Here is a 19,453-nt window from a genome sequence, read left to right on the forward strand (position 1 = left end):
TGAGGCGCAGGCAGGAATGGCCACGGCTGTATGCGTTTTTGCAGCGCCTTGGGCGAAAAAGAAGGGGCGTTGGACACATCCCTGTGTCGGGGGAGATTCAGTCGCGTTGCAGTTTGCGGATCAGCGTACCGATGTCGATACCCAGGTGCTGCGCTGCCTTGCGTTTGCTGCCGCACAGGTGCACGGCCCGGAGGATGACCTGGCGTTCGAAGTGCTGGACTTGAAGCTTGAGATTGCGCTCTGGATCGTCCTCCGGTTCTTCGTCCGCAACCTTGGTTTTCAAACGTTCCTGAGGGCGCACCGGCTCGAGCAATTCAGCCGGTAGATGGTGTTCCTGCGCTTCATCGTCGGCGAGTACCGCCAGCCGTTCAAAGATGTTCACCAGCTCGCGGATATTGCCCGGATAGCTATAGCTCATCAGCCGCTGCCGGCAACCGGCAGACAGACTCAGGGAGGGCTCGCGATCACCGTTGATGCGGCTCAACAGAATGTCGATCAGAAACGGCAAGTCATCCCGGTGCTGGCGCAACGGCGGAATTTCTACCGGCAGGACGGCCAGGCGGTAGTAGAGGTCGGCGCGAAACTCACCCAGGCTCACCAGGTGACGCAGGTCCTTGTTGGTGGCCGCAATCACTTGTACCTGAACCGTTTTACTCAGCGGCGAACCGACCGACTGGATCGTACTGTCCTCAAGGAATTTCAGCAGTTTGGCCTGGACATGCAGGGGGATTTCGCCGATCTCATCGAGGAACAAGGTCCCGCCCGAAGCGGCCTCAATGTAGCCTTGCTTGCCGCCCTGCAATGCACCGGTAAAGGCGCCGCGTTCATAGCCGAACATCTCGGACTCGAACAGGCTCTCCGGAATGCTCCCGCAGTTAACGTGAATAAAAGGCCGATCACCCCAGCCGGCTGCACGGTGGATATGCCGTGCAATGGCGGTCTTGCCGACGCCCGGCTCGCCCAGCAACAACAACCGCGCGCGACGTCGAAAGGCGCGCACGCCGGTGTCGGCGATGCTCGAGAGTTGAGGTGACAGATGCAGGGCGCTGTCCTGTGGATCGCGCAGGCCTTGCGGCTCCACGGGCCGGTTGCCTAGCGACGCTCGACGCTGCGGCTGACTGCCGTCGAAGTCTTTCTGGGTCAGCATCCTGAACGGTTTTTCGTAGGCGCCCGTGGGGATGGCGTGGGTGCTGCTGAGTAGAACCCGACCTTCCCGTGAGCGGGTCAAGGCGCTGTTGCCGCCTCGGTTCAACGCCGTGATCAAGTCGTCGTAATTCAATGCCGAGCGTTGGTAAAACTCTTGGTCGGACAGGCCGACGGCTTGCTGTTTGGACAGTCGATTAACGCGCTCGGCGGCCAGATTGAGAAAGCGCACCCGGCCTTCACCGTCGGTCACGATCAGTGCTTCGCTGAAGCTGTCGAGCAAGGCGTGCAGTGAAGGTGTTTCCAGCAAGGCGCCGAGCACCTCGCTGCTGACATTGACCGATGAACGCATACCCATCTGCAGCGTGGGTGGCAGGTTCTTTTCGTTCATGGGTGCAACTCTTGCGCACGGCGTACGCCCTGGCTTTCACGAAACACCGCGACTCGCCAGGCCACGCCTTCGCGAATCAGGATGCGCGAACAATGCACATTGAAGTTCAAGTCTCGCCCGCTCAGATCAGGCAACGGCAAGCTGTGCCAAGTGCGCTCGGGCAGGGCGTTATCCAGCAGCAATCGAGCGATGCCGGCGCCATGGGTAATGCCAAACGTCTCTTCGAAGGCTGCGTTGCGCCATTGGGGTTGCAGGTGTTCGTCGATCACCAGCACCGCGTCCGGCACCGCATCGAAGACCCGGCGCAAGGCATCGATGCGCTGCTCGGCGTCGTGCTGCATGCGCAATTCCTGGCTGACGTCGCGAATGCTGCCCCACATGCGCAACAGATGGCCGTTGACGATGGTCGCGCGGACATCGTTCTCGACGTAGGCCGGAGAGCCATCGTGACGACGGTCCACTGAGAGCGCGCAGTCGACGCTGAAACCGGCTTCGATCAGGCGCCGCACAAACTCCTCGTTGGCCGGGCTGCGAGGCCAGTACAGACGAACCGGTTGCTGGTTGAAATCGACATCCGACGGCATCTCATAGACGTCGGCCATGGCCCGATTGCACAGCCGCCAGTGCGAGTCGTTTTCGAAGACCTGGCGGACGATTTCATCGGGCGACGTGTTGATGTCCACCGCCTCGGCGAACTCTATGCACCAGTAGGCCACCTTGGCGCTCTGCAGCATCTGGCTCATGACTTCATTGGCGTTGTGCATTTCCCGCAGCCGATGGCCCAGCGATCCCAGCGCAATTTTCAGCAAGTGCAGGCGCGCCGGTTGCACCGAGCGCCATTCCAGCAGGCCGCTGGCGACGACGGGCAGCAGACCGCCGTTATGGCGAATCAGCGTCAGCTCCAGGCTGTGGATCTGCTCATCCGCAGGAGGATTGGCGAACAGCAACTGCAAGGCCCGCACCGACTCGACACTGTAGATACGTTCAATCGGCTGATTGAGCAGTTCTTCTGGCGCATAACCCAATTGATCGCTCAGGCTGGCGGACAGGCTGACGAGTTGCCCGTCAGCGTTCACGGTGCTTGAAAGGGGCTGGATTTTGTTGACCAGTAAATTCAGGGTATCCATCGATTGATCGGCTCGATTTGGCTTATGGGCACCTGATTAAAAACATTCAGGCTTTTGAAGCAGGCGGCATATCGCATGCCAACTCATCGGCTGGTAAACATTGAGGTTCAAGGGCCTGAACGCTAACCCGTGCTGTGATAGTGCAGCATGTTATGCATTCTTGCAGCGCTTAACGCCCGATGTGGGAGCGAGCTGGCGCGCGATGGACCCCCGATCCGGCGACCCTGGATATTGCCGCGGACAAAATACAGTTCGAAACCGCCCTGAGCCGTACCTCGCTGCAAGGCAAAACCATTGGGGTGATCACTAACTTCAAAGGCGCCAACCCGGAGGTGGACGCGGTCTTTAAAGCCGCGCAAGACACCCTCGACGCACGCGGTGCGCATGTCGTTTCCATCGAACTGCCAAAAGCCTTTGAAACCCTGTGGAGCGATGGCCAAGAAAAATCAGGCGCAAAACGGCTCGCATGGCATGAACCCGGCGCGCCTGGCCGGACTGGAAACGGTAGCGAATGCCACCAGTACCGATTCGCCGCAGTACATCTCGATCCTCTCGCGGAAGATCCCGCAGTTGCGCCAGCAGCTGATGGGCATCATGAAGCAGAACAACGTCGACAGCCTGTTCTTCGCGACGATCAACTGCCCGGCGTCGGTGGTGCATGGCGTGACCGATGACAGTTACGTGTGCTCCTCCGGCGATACCTACGCCTCGTCGTACATTGCCTCCGCGACCGGATTCCCCGAGATCACCGTTCCGGCCGGCACCATCAAGGGCAACCTGCCAGTCGGTGTTTCGTTCCTCGGCGGCTACGGCGAAGACGCCAAGATTGTCGGTTTTGGTTACGCATTCCTCGGGCGCTGATCGTTAGATCTGTTGCAGCAACCAGGTGCGGAACGCGACGAGCGACGGCAGCATTTCGTTGCGCGGCGGATAGGTCAGGTAGTAACTGCGCTGGCTGGCGAAGGGCTGATCGAGGCTGATCAGCTCGGCGTTGGCCAGCTCGTCGGCCACCAGGATTCGCGGCACCAGGCCGATGCCGATACCGGCCCTGACGGCCTGGATCAAATGCGAGGTGAGTTCGAAACTCGGCCCCAGCCGCATCATTCTATGCGGCAGGCGGTGGTGGCTGAACCACTCGCCCCAGACGTTGGCGTTGCTCGCGACGTTGAGCAGCGTCTGGCCACCGATGCGTTCCGGAGTCCATGCGTCATGGGCCTGGGCGGCTTCTGGAGAAATGATCACCATCAGTTCTTCGGTGTGCAGGCGATGGCTGATCAACCCCGGCACGTCGGCGCTGCCCACGACGATGGCGGCATCGATGCCGCTGGTTTCGAAGTCGATGGCGTCGATCCGCGAGTTGATGTGCACCAGCATGCCGGGATGGGTTTTGTAGAAGTCATGCAGGCGCGGTAATAACCACTTCGAGCCGAAAGTCGGCAAGGTGGCCAGGCGCAAGGTGCCGCTGCCGGACTGATAGGCCATCGCCTGCAAGGTGGCGCTGCGGATGCGTCCGAGCGCTTCACTCATTTCCCGCTGATACAGACGACCGACATCGGTCAATTGCACTTGCCGGCCTTCACGGCGAAACAGCGTCAGGCCGAGTTGCTGCTCCAGTGCCTGGACCTGCCGGCTCACGGCGCTTTGGGTCAGCGACAGTTCCATCGCGGCGCGGGTGTAGCTCTCATGTCGGGCGGCTGCTTCAAAGGCCAGCAGCAACGACATCGAAGGGGTGAGGTGGCGGTAATTCATTCGTAAAAGTCATCGATAGCGGCAGGATTATCCGTTTGTCCCACGCCAGAACCTGCAGGATCATTGGCATAGCCGACGACCTGAGGCTGACCTATTAATGCTCAGGCGACAAGTGTTTTGATTTTCCCGTGATTAGACCGACAAGAGAACAGCCTGCGATGATCGCCCAGTTGCCCACCGTTGCACTCGCGGCAGACTACCCCGAATTCCTTCAAGCCCTGCGTGCCAGCGGCTTTCGCGGCCAGCTCAGCGCCGACTACGCCACCCGCACCGTGCTGGCGACCGACAACTCGATTTACCAGCGTCTGCCGCAAGCGGCGGTATTCCCGCTGGACGCGGACGACGTCGCGCGCATTGCAACCGTGATGGCCGAACCGCGCTTTCGCCCGATCAAACTGACCCCGCGCGGTGGTGGCACCGGCACCAACGGCCAGTCATTGACCGACGGCATCGTGGTCGACCTGTCGCGGCACATGAACAACATCCTCGAAATCAACGTCGCCGAGCGCTGGGTGCGGGTGCAGGCGGGCGTGGTGAAGGACCAGCTCAATGCCGCGCTCAAGCCTCATGGGTTGTTTTTTGCCCCGGAGTTGTCGACGTCCAATCGCGCCACCGTCGGCGGCATGATCAACACCGACGCCAGTGGCCAGGGCAGCTGCACCTACGGCAAGACCCGCGATCACGTTCTCGAATTGCACAGCGTACTGCTCGGCGGTGAGCGCCTGCACAGCCAGCCGCTGTTCGACGCGGAACTGGACGTCGCGTGCGCGCAACCCGGCCGGATCGGCGAGGTGTACCGGGTGGCGCGGCACATTCAGGAAACCCAGGCTGAGCTGATCGAAGCGGTGTTCCCTAAACTCAATCGCTGCCTGACCGGCTACGACCTGGCGCACCTGCGCGACCAGCACGGCCGGTTCAACCTCAACAGCGTGCTGTGCGGCGCGGAAGGTTCGTTGGGCTACCTCGTTGAAGCCAAACTCAACGTGCTGCCAATCCCGAAGTATTCGGTACTGGTGAACGTGCGTTACGGCAGCTTCATGGATGCACTGCGCGACGCCAATGCGTTATTGGCGCACAAGCCGTTGTCCATCGAAACCGTGGACTCCAAGGTGTTGCTGCTGGCGATGAAAGACATCGTCTGGCACAGCGTTGCCGAGTATTTCCCGAGCGATGCCGGGCGCCCGACGCTGGGGATCAATCTGGTGGAGTTCAGCGGCGACGACGTGGCTGAAGTGAGCCTGCGCGTGGCGGCGTTTGTGGCGCATCAGCAGGCCGACATAACCATCCAGCGCCTCGGTCACACGCTGGCCGAAGGGGCTGAAGCCGTGAGCCGTGTCTACACCATGCGCAAGCGTTCGGTCGGGCTGCTGGGCAACGTCGACGGCGAGATTCGCCCGCAGCCTTTTGTTGAAGACACCGCCGTGCCGCCGGAAAAACTGGCCGACTACATCGCCGAGTTCCGTGCGTTGCTGGACAGCTATAACCTGGCGTACGGCATGTTCGGCCACGTCGATGCCGGCGTGTTGCACGTGCGTCCGGCGCTGGACATGAAAGACCCGGCCCAGGCCGCGCTGGTCAAGCCGATTTCCGATGCCGTGGCCGAGTTGACCCGGCGTTATGGCGGGCTGCTGTGGGGCGAGCACGGCAAGGGCTTGCGCTCGGAATACGTGCCCGATTTTTTTGGCGCGCTGTACCCGGCGTTGCAGTCGCTCAAGGGCGCGTTCGACCCGCACAATCAGCTCAACCCCGGCAAAATCTGCACCCCGCCGGAGGCCGTCCAAGGCTTGCTCAAGGTCAACGAAGTCACGCTGCGCGGTGATCTGGATCGGCAAATCGACGAGCGCGTCTGGCAAAGCTTCGGCACCGCGATGCACTGCAACGGTAACGGCGCTTGCTACAATTACGACCCCAACGATGCAATGTGCCCGTCGTGGAAAGCCACCCGTGAACGCCAGCATTCGCCGAAGGGCAGGGCGTCGTTGATACGCGAATGGTTGCGCCTGCAAGGCGCGGCCAATATCGATGTATTGCAAGCAGCGCGGGGCAAGTTGGCGTGGCTGAGCGGGTTGCCGGAACGCTTGCGCAATAACCTGGCGCGCTCACGTGGCGAGGCGGATTTTTCCCATGAAGTCTACGACGCGATGGCCGGCTGCCTGGCCTGTAAATCCTGTGCGGGGCAATGCCCGGTCAAGGTCAATGTCCCGGAGTTCCGCTCGCGTTTTCTCGAGCTGTACCACGGTCGCTATCAGCGCCCGCTACGTGACTACCTGATCGGCTCGCTGGAGTTCACCATTCCTTATATGGCCCGCGCGCCGGGTTTGTACAACGCGGTGATGGGCTCGAAATGGGTGAGCCGCCTGCTTGAGCGACAGGTCGGCATGCTCGACAGTCCGCTGATCCATCGCCATGACTTGCAGGCCACGTTGACCCGCTGCAAGGTCGCGGTCGCCAGCGTGCCAACCCTGCGCGAACTGACCGCGGCCCAACGTGAGCGCAGCGTGGTGTTGGTGCAGGACGCCTTCACCCGTTACTTCGAAACCCCGTTGCTGGCGAGCTTTATCGAGCTGGCGCATCAGTTGGGCTTTCGGGTGTTTTTGGCGCCTTACAGCGCCAACGGCAAGCCGTTGCACGTGCAGGGTTTCCTGGGCGCCTTCGCCAAGGCAGCGATTCGCAACGCCACTCAGCTCAAGGCGCTCGCCGATTGCGGCGTGGCGCTGGTAGGGCTGGACCCGGCGATGACGCTGGTCTACCGCCAGGAATATCAGAAAGTACCGGGGCTCGACGGTTGCCCGAAGGTCTTGCTGCCTCAGGAATGGCTCGTCGACGCGTTGCCCGAAAAACTGCACACCGCGACCGAGACCTTCCGTTTGTTGGCACACTGCACCGAGAAAACCAATGTTCCGGCCAGTTCGGCACACTGGCAAACCGTGTTCGCCCGGCTAGGGCTCACGCTGGTGACGGAGGCAACCGGCTGCTGCGGCATGTCTGGAACCTACGGCCACGAATCGCGAAACCAGGCCACCTCGCGGACCATTTTCGAGCAGTCATGGTCCGGCGCGCTGGATAAAAAGGGGGAGGCGCTCGCCACGGGGTATTCCTGCCGCAGTCAGGTGAAACGCTTGGCCGACAGGCAGCTGCGTCATCCGCTGGAGGTGGTGTTGGAGTGTTTGCGAGCTTACCCTTAGTAGCGGCGTTCATTCCGGCCAAGGCCGCATCGAGCAAGACCGCCGAGATCCTGGCGGATTCGATGCAACGAATGTCACTTGCGGGCCTCATATGAAAACGAGCGGTGCTGTTGGTGACGCTACAGATGCGATTGCCGTGATCGATTATTTCATGACCGGAGGTGACTGTTTTCATGACGGCGGCTGAGAAAAACCATGTGGACTGGCTGGTCGAGCAATCGATGCTTCATGCTGCAAGACAACGGGCCAAGCTCTACTCGGGGCAAGGTCGATTGTGGCAACAGCCTTACGCCCATACCCGACCTCGTGACGCGTCGGCCCTGGCGTCGGTGTGGTTCACCGCCTATCCGGCGTCCATTGTTACCCGCGAAAATGGCACGGTGCTGGAGGCCTTGGGGGACGAAACCTTATGGCACGCGCTGTCCAGAATTGGTATCCAGGGGATTCACAACGGTCCGCTGAAACGGTCTGGCGGTCTTTCAGGCACCCGGCACACGCCCACGATTGACGGCAACTTTGACCGCATCAGTTTCGACATCGATCCACAGTTGGGCACCGAGGCACAGCTTCAGGCGCTGACTCGTATGGCCGCCGCGCACAATGCGGTGATCATCGATGATGTGATCCCGTCGCACACTGGCAAAGGCGCCGACTTTCGCCTGGCCGAAATGGCGTATGAAGACTATCCGGGGCTCTACCACATGGTGGAAATCCGCGAGGAGGACTGGCCGCTGCTGCCCGACATTGCCCAGGGGCGCGATGCGCAGAACCTCAGCCCGCAGCAGGTAGACGTTCTGCGCGACAAGCATTACATCGTCGGCCAGTTGCAACGGGTGATTTTCTTCGAGCCCGGGGTCAAGGAAACCGACTGGAGTGCCACGCCGATTGTCGTGGGGGTCGATGGCAAGCCGCGACGCTGGGTGTACCTGCATTACTTCAAGGAAGGGCAGCCCTCGCTGAACTGGCTGGACCCGACCTTCGCCGCGCAGCAGATGATCATCGGCGATGCCTTGCACGCCATCGACGTCATGGGCGCAAAAATCCTGCGCCTGGACGCCAACGGCTTCCTCGGCGTCGAGCGCAAGCTCGACGGCACCGCCTGGTCGGAAAGCCATCCGTTATCGATCACCGGTAACCAGTTGCTGGCCGGCGCGATTCGCAAGGCCGGCGGTTTCAGTTTTCAGGAACTGAACCTGACCGTTGATGACATCGCCGCCATGTCCCACGGCGGGGCCGATCTCTCGTATGACTTCATCACCCGTCCCGCTTACCAGCATGCCTTGTTGATGGGCGATACCGAATTCCTGCGGCTGATGCTGCGCCAGATGCATAACCTCGGCATTGATCCGGGTTCGCTGATCCACGCCTTGCAGAACCATGACGAACTGACCCTGGAACTGGTGCATTTCTGGACGCTGCACGCCCATGACACGTTCCTCTATCAGGGGCAGACGTTCCCAGGGAACATCTTGCGCGAGCACATTCGCGAACAAATGTATGAACGCCTCGCCGGCGAGCACGCGCCTTACAACCTTAAATTTGTCACCAACGGCGTGTCCTGTACCACCGCCAGCATCATTACGGCTGCGCTGGGGATTCGTGATCTTGAGGCGATTACCCCGGCGGATATCCAGCAGATACGCCAGGTCCATTTGCTGTTGGTGATGTACAACGCGATGCAGCCGGGCGTGTTCGCGTTATCGGGTTGGGACCTGGTGGGCGCACTGCCGTTGCCGGCAGAGCAGGTCGCGCATTTGATGCTCGACGGCGATACGCGCTGGATTCATCGCGGCGCCTATGATCTGGTGGACCTCAACCCCGAGGCGGAGCTTTCCGAGGGGCAGATGCCGCGCCCGAAAACCTTGTACGGCAGCCTGACCAGCCAGTTGAAAGACCCTGACTCGTTTGCCTCGCAGCTGAAGAAAATCCTTGCCGCGCGCCGTTCCTACGACATCGCTGCCAGCCGCCAGATTCTGGTGCCGGATGTGCAGAATCCGGGGCTGCTGATCATGGTGCATGAGTTGCCGGCCGGCAAAGGCACGCAAATCACAGCGCTGAACTTCGGCTCGACACCCATCACCGAAACGCTGCACTTGCCCAATATCGCGCCGGGCCCGGTGGTCGACATCATCAATGAGCGGGTCGAAGGTGATCTCACGCCGGAAGGCGAGTTCACCATCACGCTGGATGCGTTTGAGGGGTTGGCGCTACGGGTGGTCAGCAGCTCGCCGTTGATCTAGGGCTGCGTGGGAGGTTTCGAGGTGGTTAAGCGCTTAACCACCTCGACGGCATTTCAAACTCGCTGAACACCGCCATGCCGGCCATCGAGGTCGTCGAGAACTTACGGCGATTGTATTTCTGTCTATAAAGTCAATTCAGTCCGACCGACCGTTCGATGACAGGGGTGTGATTGGGCCTTCAATCCCTGAGCGATCTGCGACGCGACAAACTCGAATCGGGGTAACTCACCGTGTAACCAGGTGTCGTCGAGGCGAGTTCAAGATCCTGTCGTAACCCGGCGACAAGGCTTTCGATGGCACGCCCGTTACACAGTTGAGCCACCGAGATACCGGTGACAACAAGCACTTCTTGATTTGAAACGTCCTGGAAGAACCGTACCGTCATAGCGTCTCCCGGATCGATGGTGCATTCACAACGAAGGGGCAGGAAACTCTGCTCCACTAAATGGCGGATTTCTAAAGTCGATAGCATGAGGCTTGTCTCGACGGGAGCCAGCCAAATGACTTTTGTCTAGAGAGTAATGAGGAAGCGTCGCGAAGGTACGCGCTTGATAGGGCTTGACCTAATGCATTGGCTAGGGGCTCGCAAACGAGTGTATACCCGTGCTCTCAGATGCTTTAGACCCTTTTGGTCTCGGGGGCGTGGGCCAACCCGCGTTAGTGCCACGTTTGCAGAAAGCGGCATTCACCGTTCAATCGATATGACGGAAAGGGTCATACATCAATCTGAAACTCCAGATCACCGTTAGCGGCCTTGCGAGCGTTCGCTACCGTGCCGATCAAGCGCTCACCGTTCGCAAGGAAGAGGGTCAGGGAATGAGCTTTGTGCAGATCATCAGGTACCGGCGATCGCACCTGCACCTGGAACGCTCCGGGTGTAATGGGTGTGATGATGACGTCGCAATCAATAGATTTAGCGATAGGGCCCAGAAGGGTGTCGTTCAAGTAATTCAAACGTGCGCGGTCGGTCATAGCCATGTCCTTTACGCCAGTGATTTGAGGCTTGGTTTCTGTGCTCTATTATGCGCCAGACGTTGGCCGTGACTGTCCCTCCGAGCCGCGTGGCGCGGTAGAGGCCGCTATGTCCCACGTCAGCAGTATCTGGGTGATAGCCGCATCGATGACCTCATGCGGCGTGTTATCCCGAGCGAGGATGGAAATACCCTGCAGGAAACTGTCAAACACCGTCGCCATCGCGGCCGCGTGAATGTCGCCCGGCAACTGACCGGCGCTGACACCCCGTTCAACACACGCCAGTATCCCCGCGCGAGTGCGGGCGCGAGAGTGGGTCAGGGCATCGACCACCCGCGCATTCTCCAGGCTCGGCGCGCTCATCACGCCGAGGGCCACCATGCAGCCCTTGGGATGACCGTCTTCACACTGCATGCGCGCAGACTGGCGCAGCGCGGTCTCGATGGCCTGGCGTGGCGGCAGGCGCTCGTCCCACAGGCATTCGGTGACCTGGGCGAAGGTGGCCAGGTAACGCTGCACACACTCATCAAACAACGCTTCCTTGGAACCGAACGCCGCGTAAAAACTCGGCGCGGAGATTCCGCCACCCAGTCCGGCTTTCAACTGAGCGAGAGACGTCGCGTCATAGCCGTGTTGCCAAAACAGGTGCAAGGCCTGTTCCACGGCGTGGTCGCGGTCGAAGGTGCGGGGGCGGCCCATTTGCGCCATTTCAAGGCTCCTCTGGATGACGAGATAAATACTAGTCGATACATAAGTCATTGACAACGAGCGCTGTCGACCCTCAACATTTATATCGATCAGTATTTAAGTCTGAAATCCTCACGCAAGGAGTCGCCCGTGACACCCTCAATCACCTTATCGGCAGCCGCCGACCGCCTGCCCATTGGCGCGTTGCTCGCGCTCGCCATGACCGGCTTCATCTGCATCGTCACCGAAACATTGCCCGCGGGCCTGTTGCCGCTGATCAGCGACGGCCTGGCAATTTCCCCGTCCATGGCCGGCCAGATGGTCACCGCCTACGCGTTGGGTTCGGTACTGGCGGTCATCCCCATGACCATCGCCACCCGCGGCTGGCGCCGCCGTAATGTGCTGCTGCTGACGATCGTCGGGTTTTTGCTGTTCAACTCCATCACCGCGCTGTCCTCCCACTACGGCGTGACCCTGGTGGCGCGCTTCTTCGCCGGTGTCGCGGCGGGATTGGCCTGGAGCCTGCTCGCCGGCTATGCCCGGCGAATGGTTGCGCCCCATCAACAAGGCAAGGCGCTGGCGCTGGCCATGGTCGGCACGCCAATTGCCTTGTCTCTGGGCGTACCTCTCGGCACGTGGCTGGGCGGTCTCGTGGGGTGGCGCACCACCTTTGGCATCATGTCGGCCCTGACACTGGTGCTGATTGCCTGGGTGCTGGTGAAAGTCCCTGACTACCCTCCGCAGGCCGCAAACCGGCGCATGGCGCTGCGCACAGTGCTGACCACGCCGGGCGTGCGACCTGTGTTGGCGGTGGTGATCAGCTGGATGCTGGCGCACAACATTCTCTACACCTACATCGCACCGTTCGTGGCCCCGGCTGGGTTAGGGGATCGGGTCGACCTGGTGTTGCTGGTATTTGGAAGTGCAGCGTTGGTAGGGATTTGGCTGACCGCCAAATGGGTTGAGCCATTGTTGCGCAAGACTGTGTTGGTGAGCCTGGCGACATTTGCCGCGGTTTGCCTGGCGTTTGGTTTTTTGGGCAGTGTGCCTGAGGTGATCTTCATCGGCGTGGCGGTTTGGGGGTTGAGTTTTGGCGGGGCGGCGACGTTGCTGCAAACGGCGCTGGCGGATGCGGCGGGGGACGGCGTGGATGTGGCGTTATCGTTGAATGTGGTGGCCTGGAACAGTGCGATTGCGGGGAGTGGAGTGCTAGGTGGCGTGTTGCTGGACAGCTTCGGCGTCGCCTCTTTTCCGTGGGCAATGGTGGTGTTGGTGGGGGTGGGATTTGCGATTGTCTGGGGCGCCCGGGCGCATGGCTTCAAATCGGGCCCGCGTGCGGCTGGCAAGCCTGCGGTTGCGGGCACTGAACCCTAAAAAAGCCGCTATCCGAGGGGCGAGCGGCCTTCAAAATCCAGTGGGTTGGCTATTATTAAAAGGCAGAAATCAAATCAGTCTGACTTTGAGGACGTAAGTCATGATTTCTCTACTTGAGCTCCGCCACATCATTGAGTGTGGGTTTCGCCTTTGTCCTGTACCTGCACTGCGAATCCCGACGGATCGCTGATGATCAAAGTGTTTGATCCGTCGTCCGGACAAATTGTTCTTCAGCGGAAAGGTTCGTGCCGCTCGTGATTGACCGCAGTGACGCGCTGTCGTGCAGGAGACGTTCTGCCAGGGCTCATCAGCCTCTGACATGGATCAAGGAAAATGACAGGAATTTTTTCATGGATCTGGCAATGGGGACTTCTATTGTTTTATGAATGAGATAAGAGCCACCGATCATCAGGATGACCGTGCCCCATAGCAGTAGGTGCGGATTAACCGCCGGATAAACAATGTTAAAGATCATGAAGCCGATCATTTGATGTAACAGATAAAGTGGATACGTCAGCGCGCCTAATGCCGTCCAGTTCAAGGCGCCTATGGCTGCGGTTTTATTCGTTGCGATCAAAAGAAATATCATGAAGAACAGGATGATCATGCTGCAGATGATCAGGTTGTTGTAGTCGGTTGAATATTTGGTTTCGAGCGCTTCGGCCCAGACAATGGCGGTGTAGCCGGCTAACACCAATGCACCCAACAACAGGAGCACTCGCGTGATAGTGAATCCCTTGGTCCATATCACGTAGTACGTCGCACCCGCTATGAAATAGGCCGCGTAATCGGTCACTAATACCCAGCGCAATTTTTCAAAAACGAAGACTTCTGATACTGCAGAAATCAGCAGCCAGGCCACGAGGTAGGTCTCTATTTTTTCTATTTGTTTGAAGCCCAACAGAATGGAGATCATTAGGTAGAATTTAATTTCTGCAAACAGAGACCAGTAAACGCCGTCTATCGGCAGCACACCCAGCACGTCGCTAAGGAACATCATGTTCATCACGTATTGATAAAAGTCAGCCGTGTACCTGGGTTGGCCGATGGCCAGAGTGATAACAAAAGTGAGGGTGCAGCACACCCAGAAAGCCGGGCAGATGCGCACGACGCGGGATATGAAAAACGCTTTGAGATTATTGTTCGACGCGGTCATCAGAATGACGAATCCGCTGATCATGAAAAACAGCTCAACCCCCAAGTACCCGTATTTAGCAGGCTCGGCCAATAGGGGGTAGGGCATTGTGGACATGTCGCCCCGTGCATACCCGCGAAACGCGTAGTGAAAAATCACTACCGCGATTGCAGCGAGAAAGCGCAGCAAATCCAACTCTTTCAGCCGGCGCTTGATCATGCATATGCGCTCCAGATTCTTGCGCTGATTAAAACTGACCACCCTGCCGATGAAAGTTGGCCTGGGGCGAACGCTATCGCAGCAGTAGCGCCCCATGAACTTCAATTGAAGGTGCAATACCTTCTTTTGCGTCGGCAATCACGCTTTCGGGATAACAGGTCGTATCAGCTCGATGGCCAGGCAGGCCCGCGAAGCGATGGCGTCAGATAGGTTGTCGGCAGTGGCTGACCGACGTTACTGCAACTGCGAAGCAACCCAGGCTTGGTGTGAGGGCTACTGACTACGTTGCCACACCTTGACGTAGTCGATGCTGAAGGTGGAAGGCAGGTCAGCGTCGTCGACAACGCCGAACCAATTCCACATGGCTTCACTGTCAAAGATGATCTGCATCGGGAAGAAGAAGTGCGTGTTCTTCGATTCTCTGACCAGTACGCCATCGACGTACCAGCGCAGGGTGTCAGGTTGCCAGTCGAAGCCGTAGACATGAAAGTCGTCTGCCAGGCGCCAGGGGCTGATCCACACGCTGCCGTTGGCAATATGTTCGGTGCTTTGCGGCGTGGCCCAGAGGTGGGCGTTCATGTTGTATTTGCGGTCATGGACGCCGTCTTTGGTCTTGCCACCGATTTCGAAGATGTCGATTTCGGTGGCGTTGTCCGCCATGCCCGTCCAGGCGAGCCAGAATGCGCTGGAACCTGCGGAGTTCATGGGTTTGGCACGTGCTTCGTAATACCCGTAAAAGCTGCGATCAATGGTACGGACCATGGCAGAGGTGTAGTCCTTGAAACCGAGTTTGACGTACTTCTGCTCCAAGGTTTCCTTGCGAAAGACAATGTTCAGGTTGCCATCGGCCAGGAAGGCATTGGCCGGCCTGAACAGCGCCGGTTTGCGGCCCAGGGATTCATTCCCCTGGGCATTGTTGACGTGCCAGCGCACAGAGTCGAGAACGTCGCCATTGAAGTCATCGGACAGTTTGCTGTCGAATACCCAATTGCCGGCATTGGCCTGATCGGACAGGGGCAAGCCAGCGTCGCCGGGTTTCGGCAGCTTGCCCAGCGGTCCGACCCGGGTCCAGGTATCCGCTTGCCGGGGAACGGTCACCGACCACTTGTTCGCCAGGTATTGATACGCCGCTTGTTGCTGCGCAAGGGAGGCAAACGGGCGGTCGTACACCAGTATCTCCGCGATATCGCCTTTGAAGTTTTCGGCATTGCCAACCACGTTGCGCCCGACCGCATAGGGGCCAATCGGCACGTCTTGAAGTTCAAGGACGGACACGGTCGGCGCGTAGGCGTCGGACTGTTGCAGGCTGATGGCGAAATTCGGCAACACGTTATCGTTGTCGGCGGTCTGCGGGCGTGAACTGAACAACCGTTGCCAGGGATCGACCGGCGCATGTTCGGGCAAGCGACGGGACACGATCAGTACCGTCACAGGGCCTTTGGCCGTGCGGAGGGTGTTGCCGAGAAACCCCGAAACGCCACTGAAACGCACGACCGAATGACCGTTCAGGGCGTTGGCTATCCGCTGTGGCGGCGAGGCGGCACCGTCTACCGTGGCGTCATTGGCCTTGGCGGATTTGTCGCTCCAGCGCTGGAGACGGTCCTGCGCATCCAGGGTCATGGTTGACGCATCGGCCGCGTCCAGCCACAGCACCAGCCCGCTGGTGGGTACGGGGGAGGGCGCTTGCGCGGCGTTGCCAACCAGCGAAACCGACAGCAGCACTACCAGCAGGCATTCTTTAAACATCCGCATCATTTCACTTCAATCAGCGCCGGTGTCTCGAAGGAAGACTGATACCCCAGCGGATTACACGACTGCCACCGCCAGGTATCGATGATCATCTGTTCCAGGCCGCGTTGCGCGCTCCACCCCAGCTCGCGTCCGGCCTTGCTCGGGTCGGCCCAGCATTTGGCAATGTCACCGAGCCGGCGCGGGGCAAAGCGGTAGGGCACGGTGATGCCGGTAATGTCCTCGAAACTGTGGATGATCTGCAGCACGCTGTAGCCGATGCCGGTGCCGAGGTTCCAGTAGTGGATGCCGTTGTGGTGCTGCAACACCTCCAACGCCTTGAGGTGTCCGTTGGCCAGGTCGACCACGTGAATGTAGTCGCGTACGCAAGTCCCATCCACGGTGGGATAGTCGCAGCCGTACACCGTGAGTTCGGGAAGCCGCCCAATCGCGACCTGCGTCAGGCACGGCAACAGGTTGTTGGGGCGACCGTGGGGATCTTCTCCGATCAGCCCGCTTTCATGGGCACCAATCGGGTTGAAGTAACGCAACAACGCGATGCTCCAGCGGGGATCGGCGTTGCACAGGTCGGTGAGCAACTCCTCGATCATGAGCTTGGTGCGGCCGTAGGGATTGGCCGGTTTGCCGGTGCCGAAGTCTTCCAGGATCGGGGTCTGCACGGGGTCGCCGTACACCGTCGCCGAGGAGCTGAACACCAGTTTGAACACCCCGTGATGCGCCATCGCCCGGCACAGGTTCAACGTCCCGCCGACGTTGTTGGTGTAATAATCCAGTGGCTTGCGCGTGCTTTCCTCAACGGATTTCAGACTCGCAAAATGCACCACGGTATCGATGTCATAACGGCTGAAAATGTCGGCGAGCAAGCTCGAGTCGCAAATATCGCCATTGATGAAATCGATCCGCGTATGGGCCAGGTACTCAAGGCGCGCGATGCACTCTCGACAACTGTTGCACAGGTTGTCGAGCACCAGCACGTTGTGGCCGGCGTCGATGAGCGCCAGGGAAGTATGGGAGCCGATGTAGCCGGCCCCGCCCGTAATCAACGTCGTTTTGCGCATGGTAGGTATTCCTGTCTCAGGACTGGATTCAGCGAGCAGTGAAAACCGTTTTGAATTCTTGCGGCCAGCGCGGGTGCAATACGCTGTAGGCCACGGCATAGGTCATTGCGCCAATGCCGATGTTGCAGATCAGGTGCAGATAGCCTTGAAGGCCCAGTTGTCCGGAAGCCACGATGACGGTCGCCGCCATCACGAGCGAGGCGACGACGCTGCGATAATTGGATTCGAAAAACCGCCGCCATCCGTAACCGATGGCCGTGTTGAGTCCGCGGATTTGCAGCGGGGTGATGAGCAGCATCCGCGCCAGCAGGGCGAGGGCCGCGGCCATGCCGCCATAAAGGCTGCCGAAGCTATAGACCAGCGCCAGCGCCAGCACCGTGGTTGCCACTTCGGCCTTGATGGTCAGGTGGCTGCGATTGACCGCGACCAGGGCGGTGGTGGCGTACATGGCCGTGTTGCCGATGGCCGCCGTGCACGCAAGCACTTGCAGCAGGGGAATGGCCTCGGCCCATTTGGCGCCGAAGATCAACAGGATCACGTCGTGCGCGGTGAGTGCGATGCCGATGAACAGAGGCGTCAGCAGGAAGCCACTGACGGCGGTCGAATCGCTGATGATCGCGAGCAACCGTGATTGATCGGCGCTGCGCCGGGCGAACGCCGGCAGCGCATAGCTGATCAGGCCGTGATAGATCGCCGTACGCGGCAGGTCGATGATGCGCATCGCCATGTTGAACATGCCCACCGCGTTGGTGCCGGCCGTCATACCCAGGACCACGTTGACCCCGCGCTGTAGCGTTTGCGAGCTCAGCGCGTTGATGGCCACCGGTGCGCCGGCTTTCAACAGTTCGCGCAAGAACGGCCCGTCAATCTGAAAAGCAATGCGTCGCGGGTCGGCGCGCATCAACACGATGATGGAGACGAGTTCCATGATCACTGCCTGAGCGATGACCGCCCAGGCCCCCAAGCCCCACAGCGCGACAGCGATACCGCCGACGCCACCACACACCTTGCCCAGTAACGTGCGCGACGCCAGGGCCCTGAAGTTGCCGCTGCGGCGCATTTCTGCCACATAGACCCGCGCCATCATGGTGAACAGGATTTTCACCGAGGCCACCGCCGTCATCCATTGCAGCACCGGGTCGGACGTGTACAGCACCGCCGCGCCCGAGATGACCACGATGGACGCCAGGCTGACGAGTACCGCCGCCCAGAAGGCCGTGGAGATGTGTTTGTCCTCCAGCCGCTCAAGTCGTACCAGCGGGTCCTCCAGCACCGATGAGTAAACCAGGCCGATCAACTCGATGATCGCAATGATCACCGTGCCCACGCCCAACTCTGCGGGCGACAGCAGCCGGGCATACGCGACAAAGGTAATCATCGACAGGAAAATCAGGCCGAATTTCTCGGTGAAGATCCAGATCAATGTCACCAGACGGTGATTGGCCATGGTGGATACCGGTTCAATGAGCGGTGGTGGACGCAGCGGCCTTGCGCCATGTCTGGGCGCACGCATAGAGATAGCGCAAGGTCGGTTTGCCGTTGTCGAAGATCAGCGCTTGCCAGGAACAATCGAGCATTCGGCGGTACACGCCGATCACCTCGGCATGCTCGCCTTTGCGGGAAAACGCATTGAGAAAGTCGGTGTGGTTGCCCAGCACGAAATCGATCCGTTGCTGCTTGCTCAGCTGCTCGCCATAGCGGGCCAGGTACACGTCGATGAACCTGAGTTTGTTCGGGTAGTACTTTTTCGGGTTTGCGGTCATGTTGCCGGCGTTGACCGTGCGCTCCAGCAGCACCTCCGGCACCGTATGGACCTCCCAGTGTTCGGCGATCCGGGTCCACATGTAGCGGTCTTCGGAATACCGCAGGCTGGCATCGAAGCCGCCGAGTTGCATGATCACGTCGCGCTTGACCAGCGCGGTGGATACGCCATTGACGACGTTGGCGTGAATGAAATCGTAGAAATGCCGGCCGCTCTTGCGATGGTTGTCCAGTTGCTGCCTGCCGTCGCTGTAATTGACTTGCGTATAGCAGTCGATCAGCCCCACCGGCCGTCCCTGACGAGTGAGTTCGTCGTATAGCGCCAGTTGCAGCTCCAGCTTTCGCGGACGCCATTGGTCATCGGCATCGAGCATCGCCACAAACGTTTCTTCAGAGTGCCGCATGCCGTGGTTGCGGGCGCTGGCCTGGCCTTCGTTGGCCTGGTGCAACAGCGTCAGGCGAAATGGCGCGACGAAGTCTCTGACCCGTTGTGGTCCGTCATCGGTGGAACCATCGTCGATGACGATGACGTGATCGGGCTGCCGGGTTTGCTCGGCCAGCGACGCCAGTGTTTGCTCGATGCTGTCGGCGCCGTTGTACATCGGGATCACGACGCACACGGTATGCGGTAGAGAGGGGGCTTGATCTGACACGGGTATTTCT

At 59.8% G+C, this 19,453-nt stretch carries 16 protein-coding genes; 5 read left to right on the forward strand and 11 right to left on the reverse strand.

Going from position 1 to position 19,453, the window contains the following annotated elements:
* Positions 1–97 precede the first annotated feature (97 nt).
* Both ACA057_RS13125 and ACA057_RS13130 read right to left on the reverse strand, forming a co-directional pair.
* On the reverse strand, positions 98–1,534 hold the full coding sequence (locus tag ACA057_RS13125; RefSeq protein WP_497348942.1) for a sigma-54 interaction domain-containing protein: 1,437 nt from the start codon (positions 1,532–1,534) through the stop codon (positions 98–100).
* Entirely contained in the window at positions 1,531–2,661 is a 1,131-nt protein-coding gene (locus ACA057_RS13130) for a PAS domain-containing protein (protein ID WP_497348944.1), read from the reverse strand. Before ACA057_RS13130 ends, ACA057_RS13125 begins: the two co-directional genes overlap by 4 nt.
* A gap of 432 nt (positions 2,662–3,093) precedes the next feature.
* Here ACA057_RS13130 and ACA057_RS13135 point away from each other — a divergent pair, with 432 nt between their 5' ends.
* Positions 3,094–3,522, forward strand: a complete 429-nt coding sequence (locus tag ACA057_RS13135; protein WP_497348946.1) for an amidase family protein — start codon at positions 3,094–3,096, stop codon at positions 3,520–3,522.
* A gap of 3 nt (positions 3,523–3,525) precedes the next feature.
* Here the strand turns inward: ACA057_RS13135 and ACA057_RS13140 are convergent, their stop codons facing one another.
* Positions 3,526–4,410, reverse strand: a complete 885-nt coding sequence (locus tag ACA057_RS13140; RefSeq protein ID WP_401358472.1) for a LysR substrate-binding domain-containing protein — start codon at positions 4,408–4,410, stop codon at positions 3,526–3,528.
* Between the two features lie 158 nt (positions 4,411–4,568).
* On the opposite strand from ACA057_RS13140, the gene ydiJ reads away from it, so the two are divergent.
* Both ydiJ and treS read left to right on the forward strand, forming a co-directional pair.
* A complete protein-coding gene (ydiJ, locus tag ACA057_RS13145; protein WP_497348948.1) occupies positions 4,569–7,595 on the forward strand; it encodes a D-2-hydroxyglutarate dehydrogenase YdiJ in 3,027 nt (1,008 codons plus the stop codon).
* 173 nt (positions 7,596–7,768) lie between these two features.
* Positions 7,769–9,835, forward strand: a complete 2,067-nt coding sequence (treS, locus tag ACA057_RS13150) for a maltose alpha-D-glucosyltransferase (protein WP_497348950.1) — start codon at positions 7,769–7,771, stop codon at positions 9,833–9,835.
* 178 nt (positions 9,836–10,013) lie between these two features.
* Here the strand turns inward: treS and ACA057_RS13155 are convergent, their stop codons facing one another.
* From ACA057_RS13155 to ACA057_RS13165, 3 genes are all read right to left on the reverse strand, one after another.
* Complete coding sequence (locus tag ACA057_RS13155) at positions 10,014–10,307, reverse strand: DUF1652 domain-containing protein (protein ID WP_497348952.1); 294 nt, start codon at positions 10,305–10,307, stop codon at positions 10,014–10,016.
* Positions 10,308–10,549: 242 nt separating this feature from the next.
* Positions 10,550–10,807, reverse strand: a complete 258-nt coding sequence (locus ACA057_RS13160; protein WP_497348954.1) for a hypothetical protein — start codon at positions 10,805–10,807, stop codon at positions 10,550–10,552.
* A gap of 48 nt (positions 10,808–10,855) precedes the next feature.
* Complete coding sequence (locus tag ACA057_RS13165; protein WP_497348956.1) at positions 10,856–11,515, reverse strand: TetR/AcrR family transcriptional regulator; 660 nt, start codon at positions 11,513–11,515, stop codon at positions 10,856–10,858.
* A gap of 129 nt (positions 11,516–11,644) precedes the next feature.
* Here ACA057_RS13165 and ACA057_RS13170 point away from each other — a divergent pair, with 129 nt between their 5' ends.
* A complete protein-coding gene (locus tag ACA057_RS13170; protein WP_497348958.1) occupies positions 11,645–12,868 on the forward strand; it encodes an MFS transporter in 1,224 nt (407 codons plus the stop codon).
* A 135-nt stretch (positions 12,869–13,003) separates the two neighbouring features.
* Positions 13,004–13,126 (forward strand): DUF1652 domain-containing protein, encoded by a 123-nt coding sequence (locus ACA057_RS13175; protein WP_497348960.1) that lies wholly within the window; start codon positions 13,004–13,006, stop codon positions 13,124–13,126.
* A gap of 49 nt (positions 13,127–13,175) precedes the next feature.
* On the opposite strand, the gene ACA057_RS13180 is transcribed toward ACA057_RS13175, so the two are convergent.
* From ACA057_RS13180 to ACA057_RS13200, 5 genes are all read right to left on the reverse strand, one after another.
* On the reverse strand, positions 13,176–14,360 hold the full coding sequence (locus tag ACA057_RS13180; protein WP_497348962.1) for an acyltransferase family protein: 1,185 nt from the start codon (positions 14,358–14,360) through the stop codon (positions 13,176–13,178).
* 135 nt (positions 14,361–14,495) lie between these two features.
* Entirely contained in the window at positions 14,496–15,977 is a 1,482-nt protein-coding gene (locus tag ACA057_RS13185; RefSeq protein WP_497348964.1) for a family 16 glycosylhydrolase, read from the reverse strand.
* A complete protein-coding gene (gene galE / locus ACA057_RS13190; RefSeq protein WP_497348966.1) occupies positions 15,974–17,029 on the reverse strand; it encodes a UDP-glucose 4-epimerase GalE in 1,056 nt (351 codons plus the stop codon). Before galE ends, ACA057_RS13185 begins: the two co-directional genes overlap by 4 nt.
* Before the next feature lie 28 nt (positions 17,030–17,057).
* Positions 17,058–18,476 (reverse strand): oligosaccharide flippase family protein, encoded by a 1,419-nt coding sequence (locus tag ACA057_RS13195; protein WP_497348968.1) that lies wholly within the window; start codon positions 18,474–18,476, stop codon positions 17,058–17,060.
* A gap of 13 nt (positions 18,477–18,489) precedes the next feature.
* Positions 18,490–19,443 carry a glycosyltransferase family 2 protein gene (locus ACA057_RS13200; RefSeq protein ID WP_497348970.1) on the reverse strand — a complete coding sequence of 318 codons (954 nt, stop codon included), beginning with the start codon at positions 19,441–19,443 and terminating at the stop codon, positions 18,490–18,492.
* Positions 19,444–19,453 lie beyond the last annotated feature (10 nt).

It is taken from the genome of Pseudomonas sp. LBUM1661 (genome assembly GCF_059695925.1).

Excerpts from the sequence above, each read along its gene's own strand:
- ACA057_RS13135 (WP_497348946.1), top strand. The coding sequence starts at position 3,094 with ATGGCCAAGAAAAATCAGGCGCAAAACGGCTCGCATGGCATGAACCCG.
- ACA057_RS13155 (WP_497348952.1), bottom strand. The coding sequence starts at position 10,307 with ATGCTATCGACTTTAGAAATCCGCCATTTAGTGGAGCAGAGTTTCCTG.
- galE (WP_497348966.1), bottom strand. The coding sequence starts at position 17,029 with ATGCGCAAAACGACGTTGATTACGGGCGGGGCCGGCTACATCGGCTCC.
- ydiJ (WP_497348948.1), top strand. The coding sequence starts at position 4,569 with ATGATCGCCCAGTTGCCCACCGTTGCACTCGCGGCAGACTACCCCGAA.
- ACA057_RS13130 (WP_497348944.1), bottom strand. The coding sequence starts at position 2,661 with ATGGATACCCTGAATTTACTGGTCAACAAAATCCAGCCCCTTTCAAGC.
- treS (WP_497348950.1), top strand. The coding sequence starts at position 7,769 with ATGACGGCGGCTGAGAAAAACCATGTGGACTGGCTGGTCGAGCAATCG.
- ACA057_RS13165 (WP_497348956.1), bottom strand. The coding sequence starts at position 11,515 with ATGGCGCAAATGGGCCGCCCCCGCACCTTCGACCGCGACCACGCCGTG.
- ACA057_RS13160 (WP_497348954.1), bottom strand. The coding sequence starts at position 10,807 with ATGACCGACCGCGCACGTTTGAATTACTTGAACGACACCCTTCTGGGC.
- ACA057_RS13195 (WP_497348968.1), bottom strand. The coding sequence starts at position 18,476 with ATGGCCAATCACCGTCTGGTGACATTGATCTGGATCTTCACCGAGAAA.
- ACA057_RS13185 (WP_497348964.1), bottom strand. The coding sequence starts at position 15,977 with ATGATGCGGATGTTTAAAGAATGCCTGCTGGTAGTGCTGCTGTCGGTT.
- ACA057_RS13140 (WP_401358472.1), bottom strand. The coding sequence starts at position 4,410 with ATGAATTACCGCCACCTCACCCCTTCGATGTCGTTGCTGCTGGCCTTT.
- ACA057_RS13125 (WP_497348942.1), bottom strand. The coding sequence starts at position 1,534 with ATGAACGAAAAGAACCTGCCACCCACGCTGCAGATGGGTATGCGTTCA.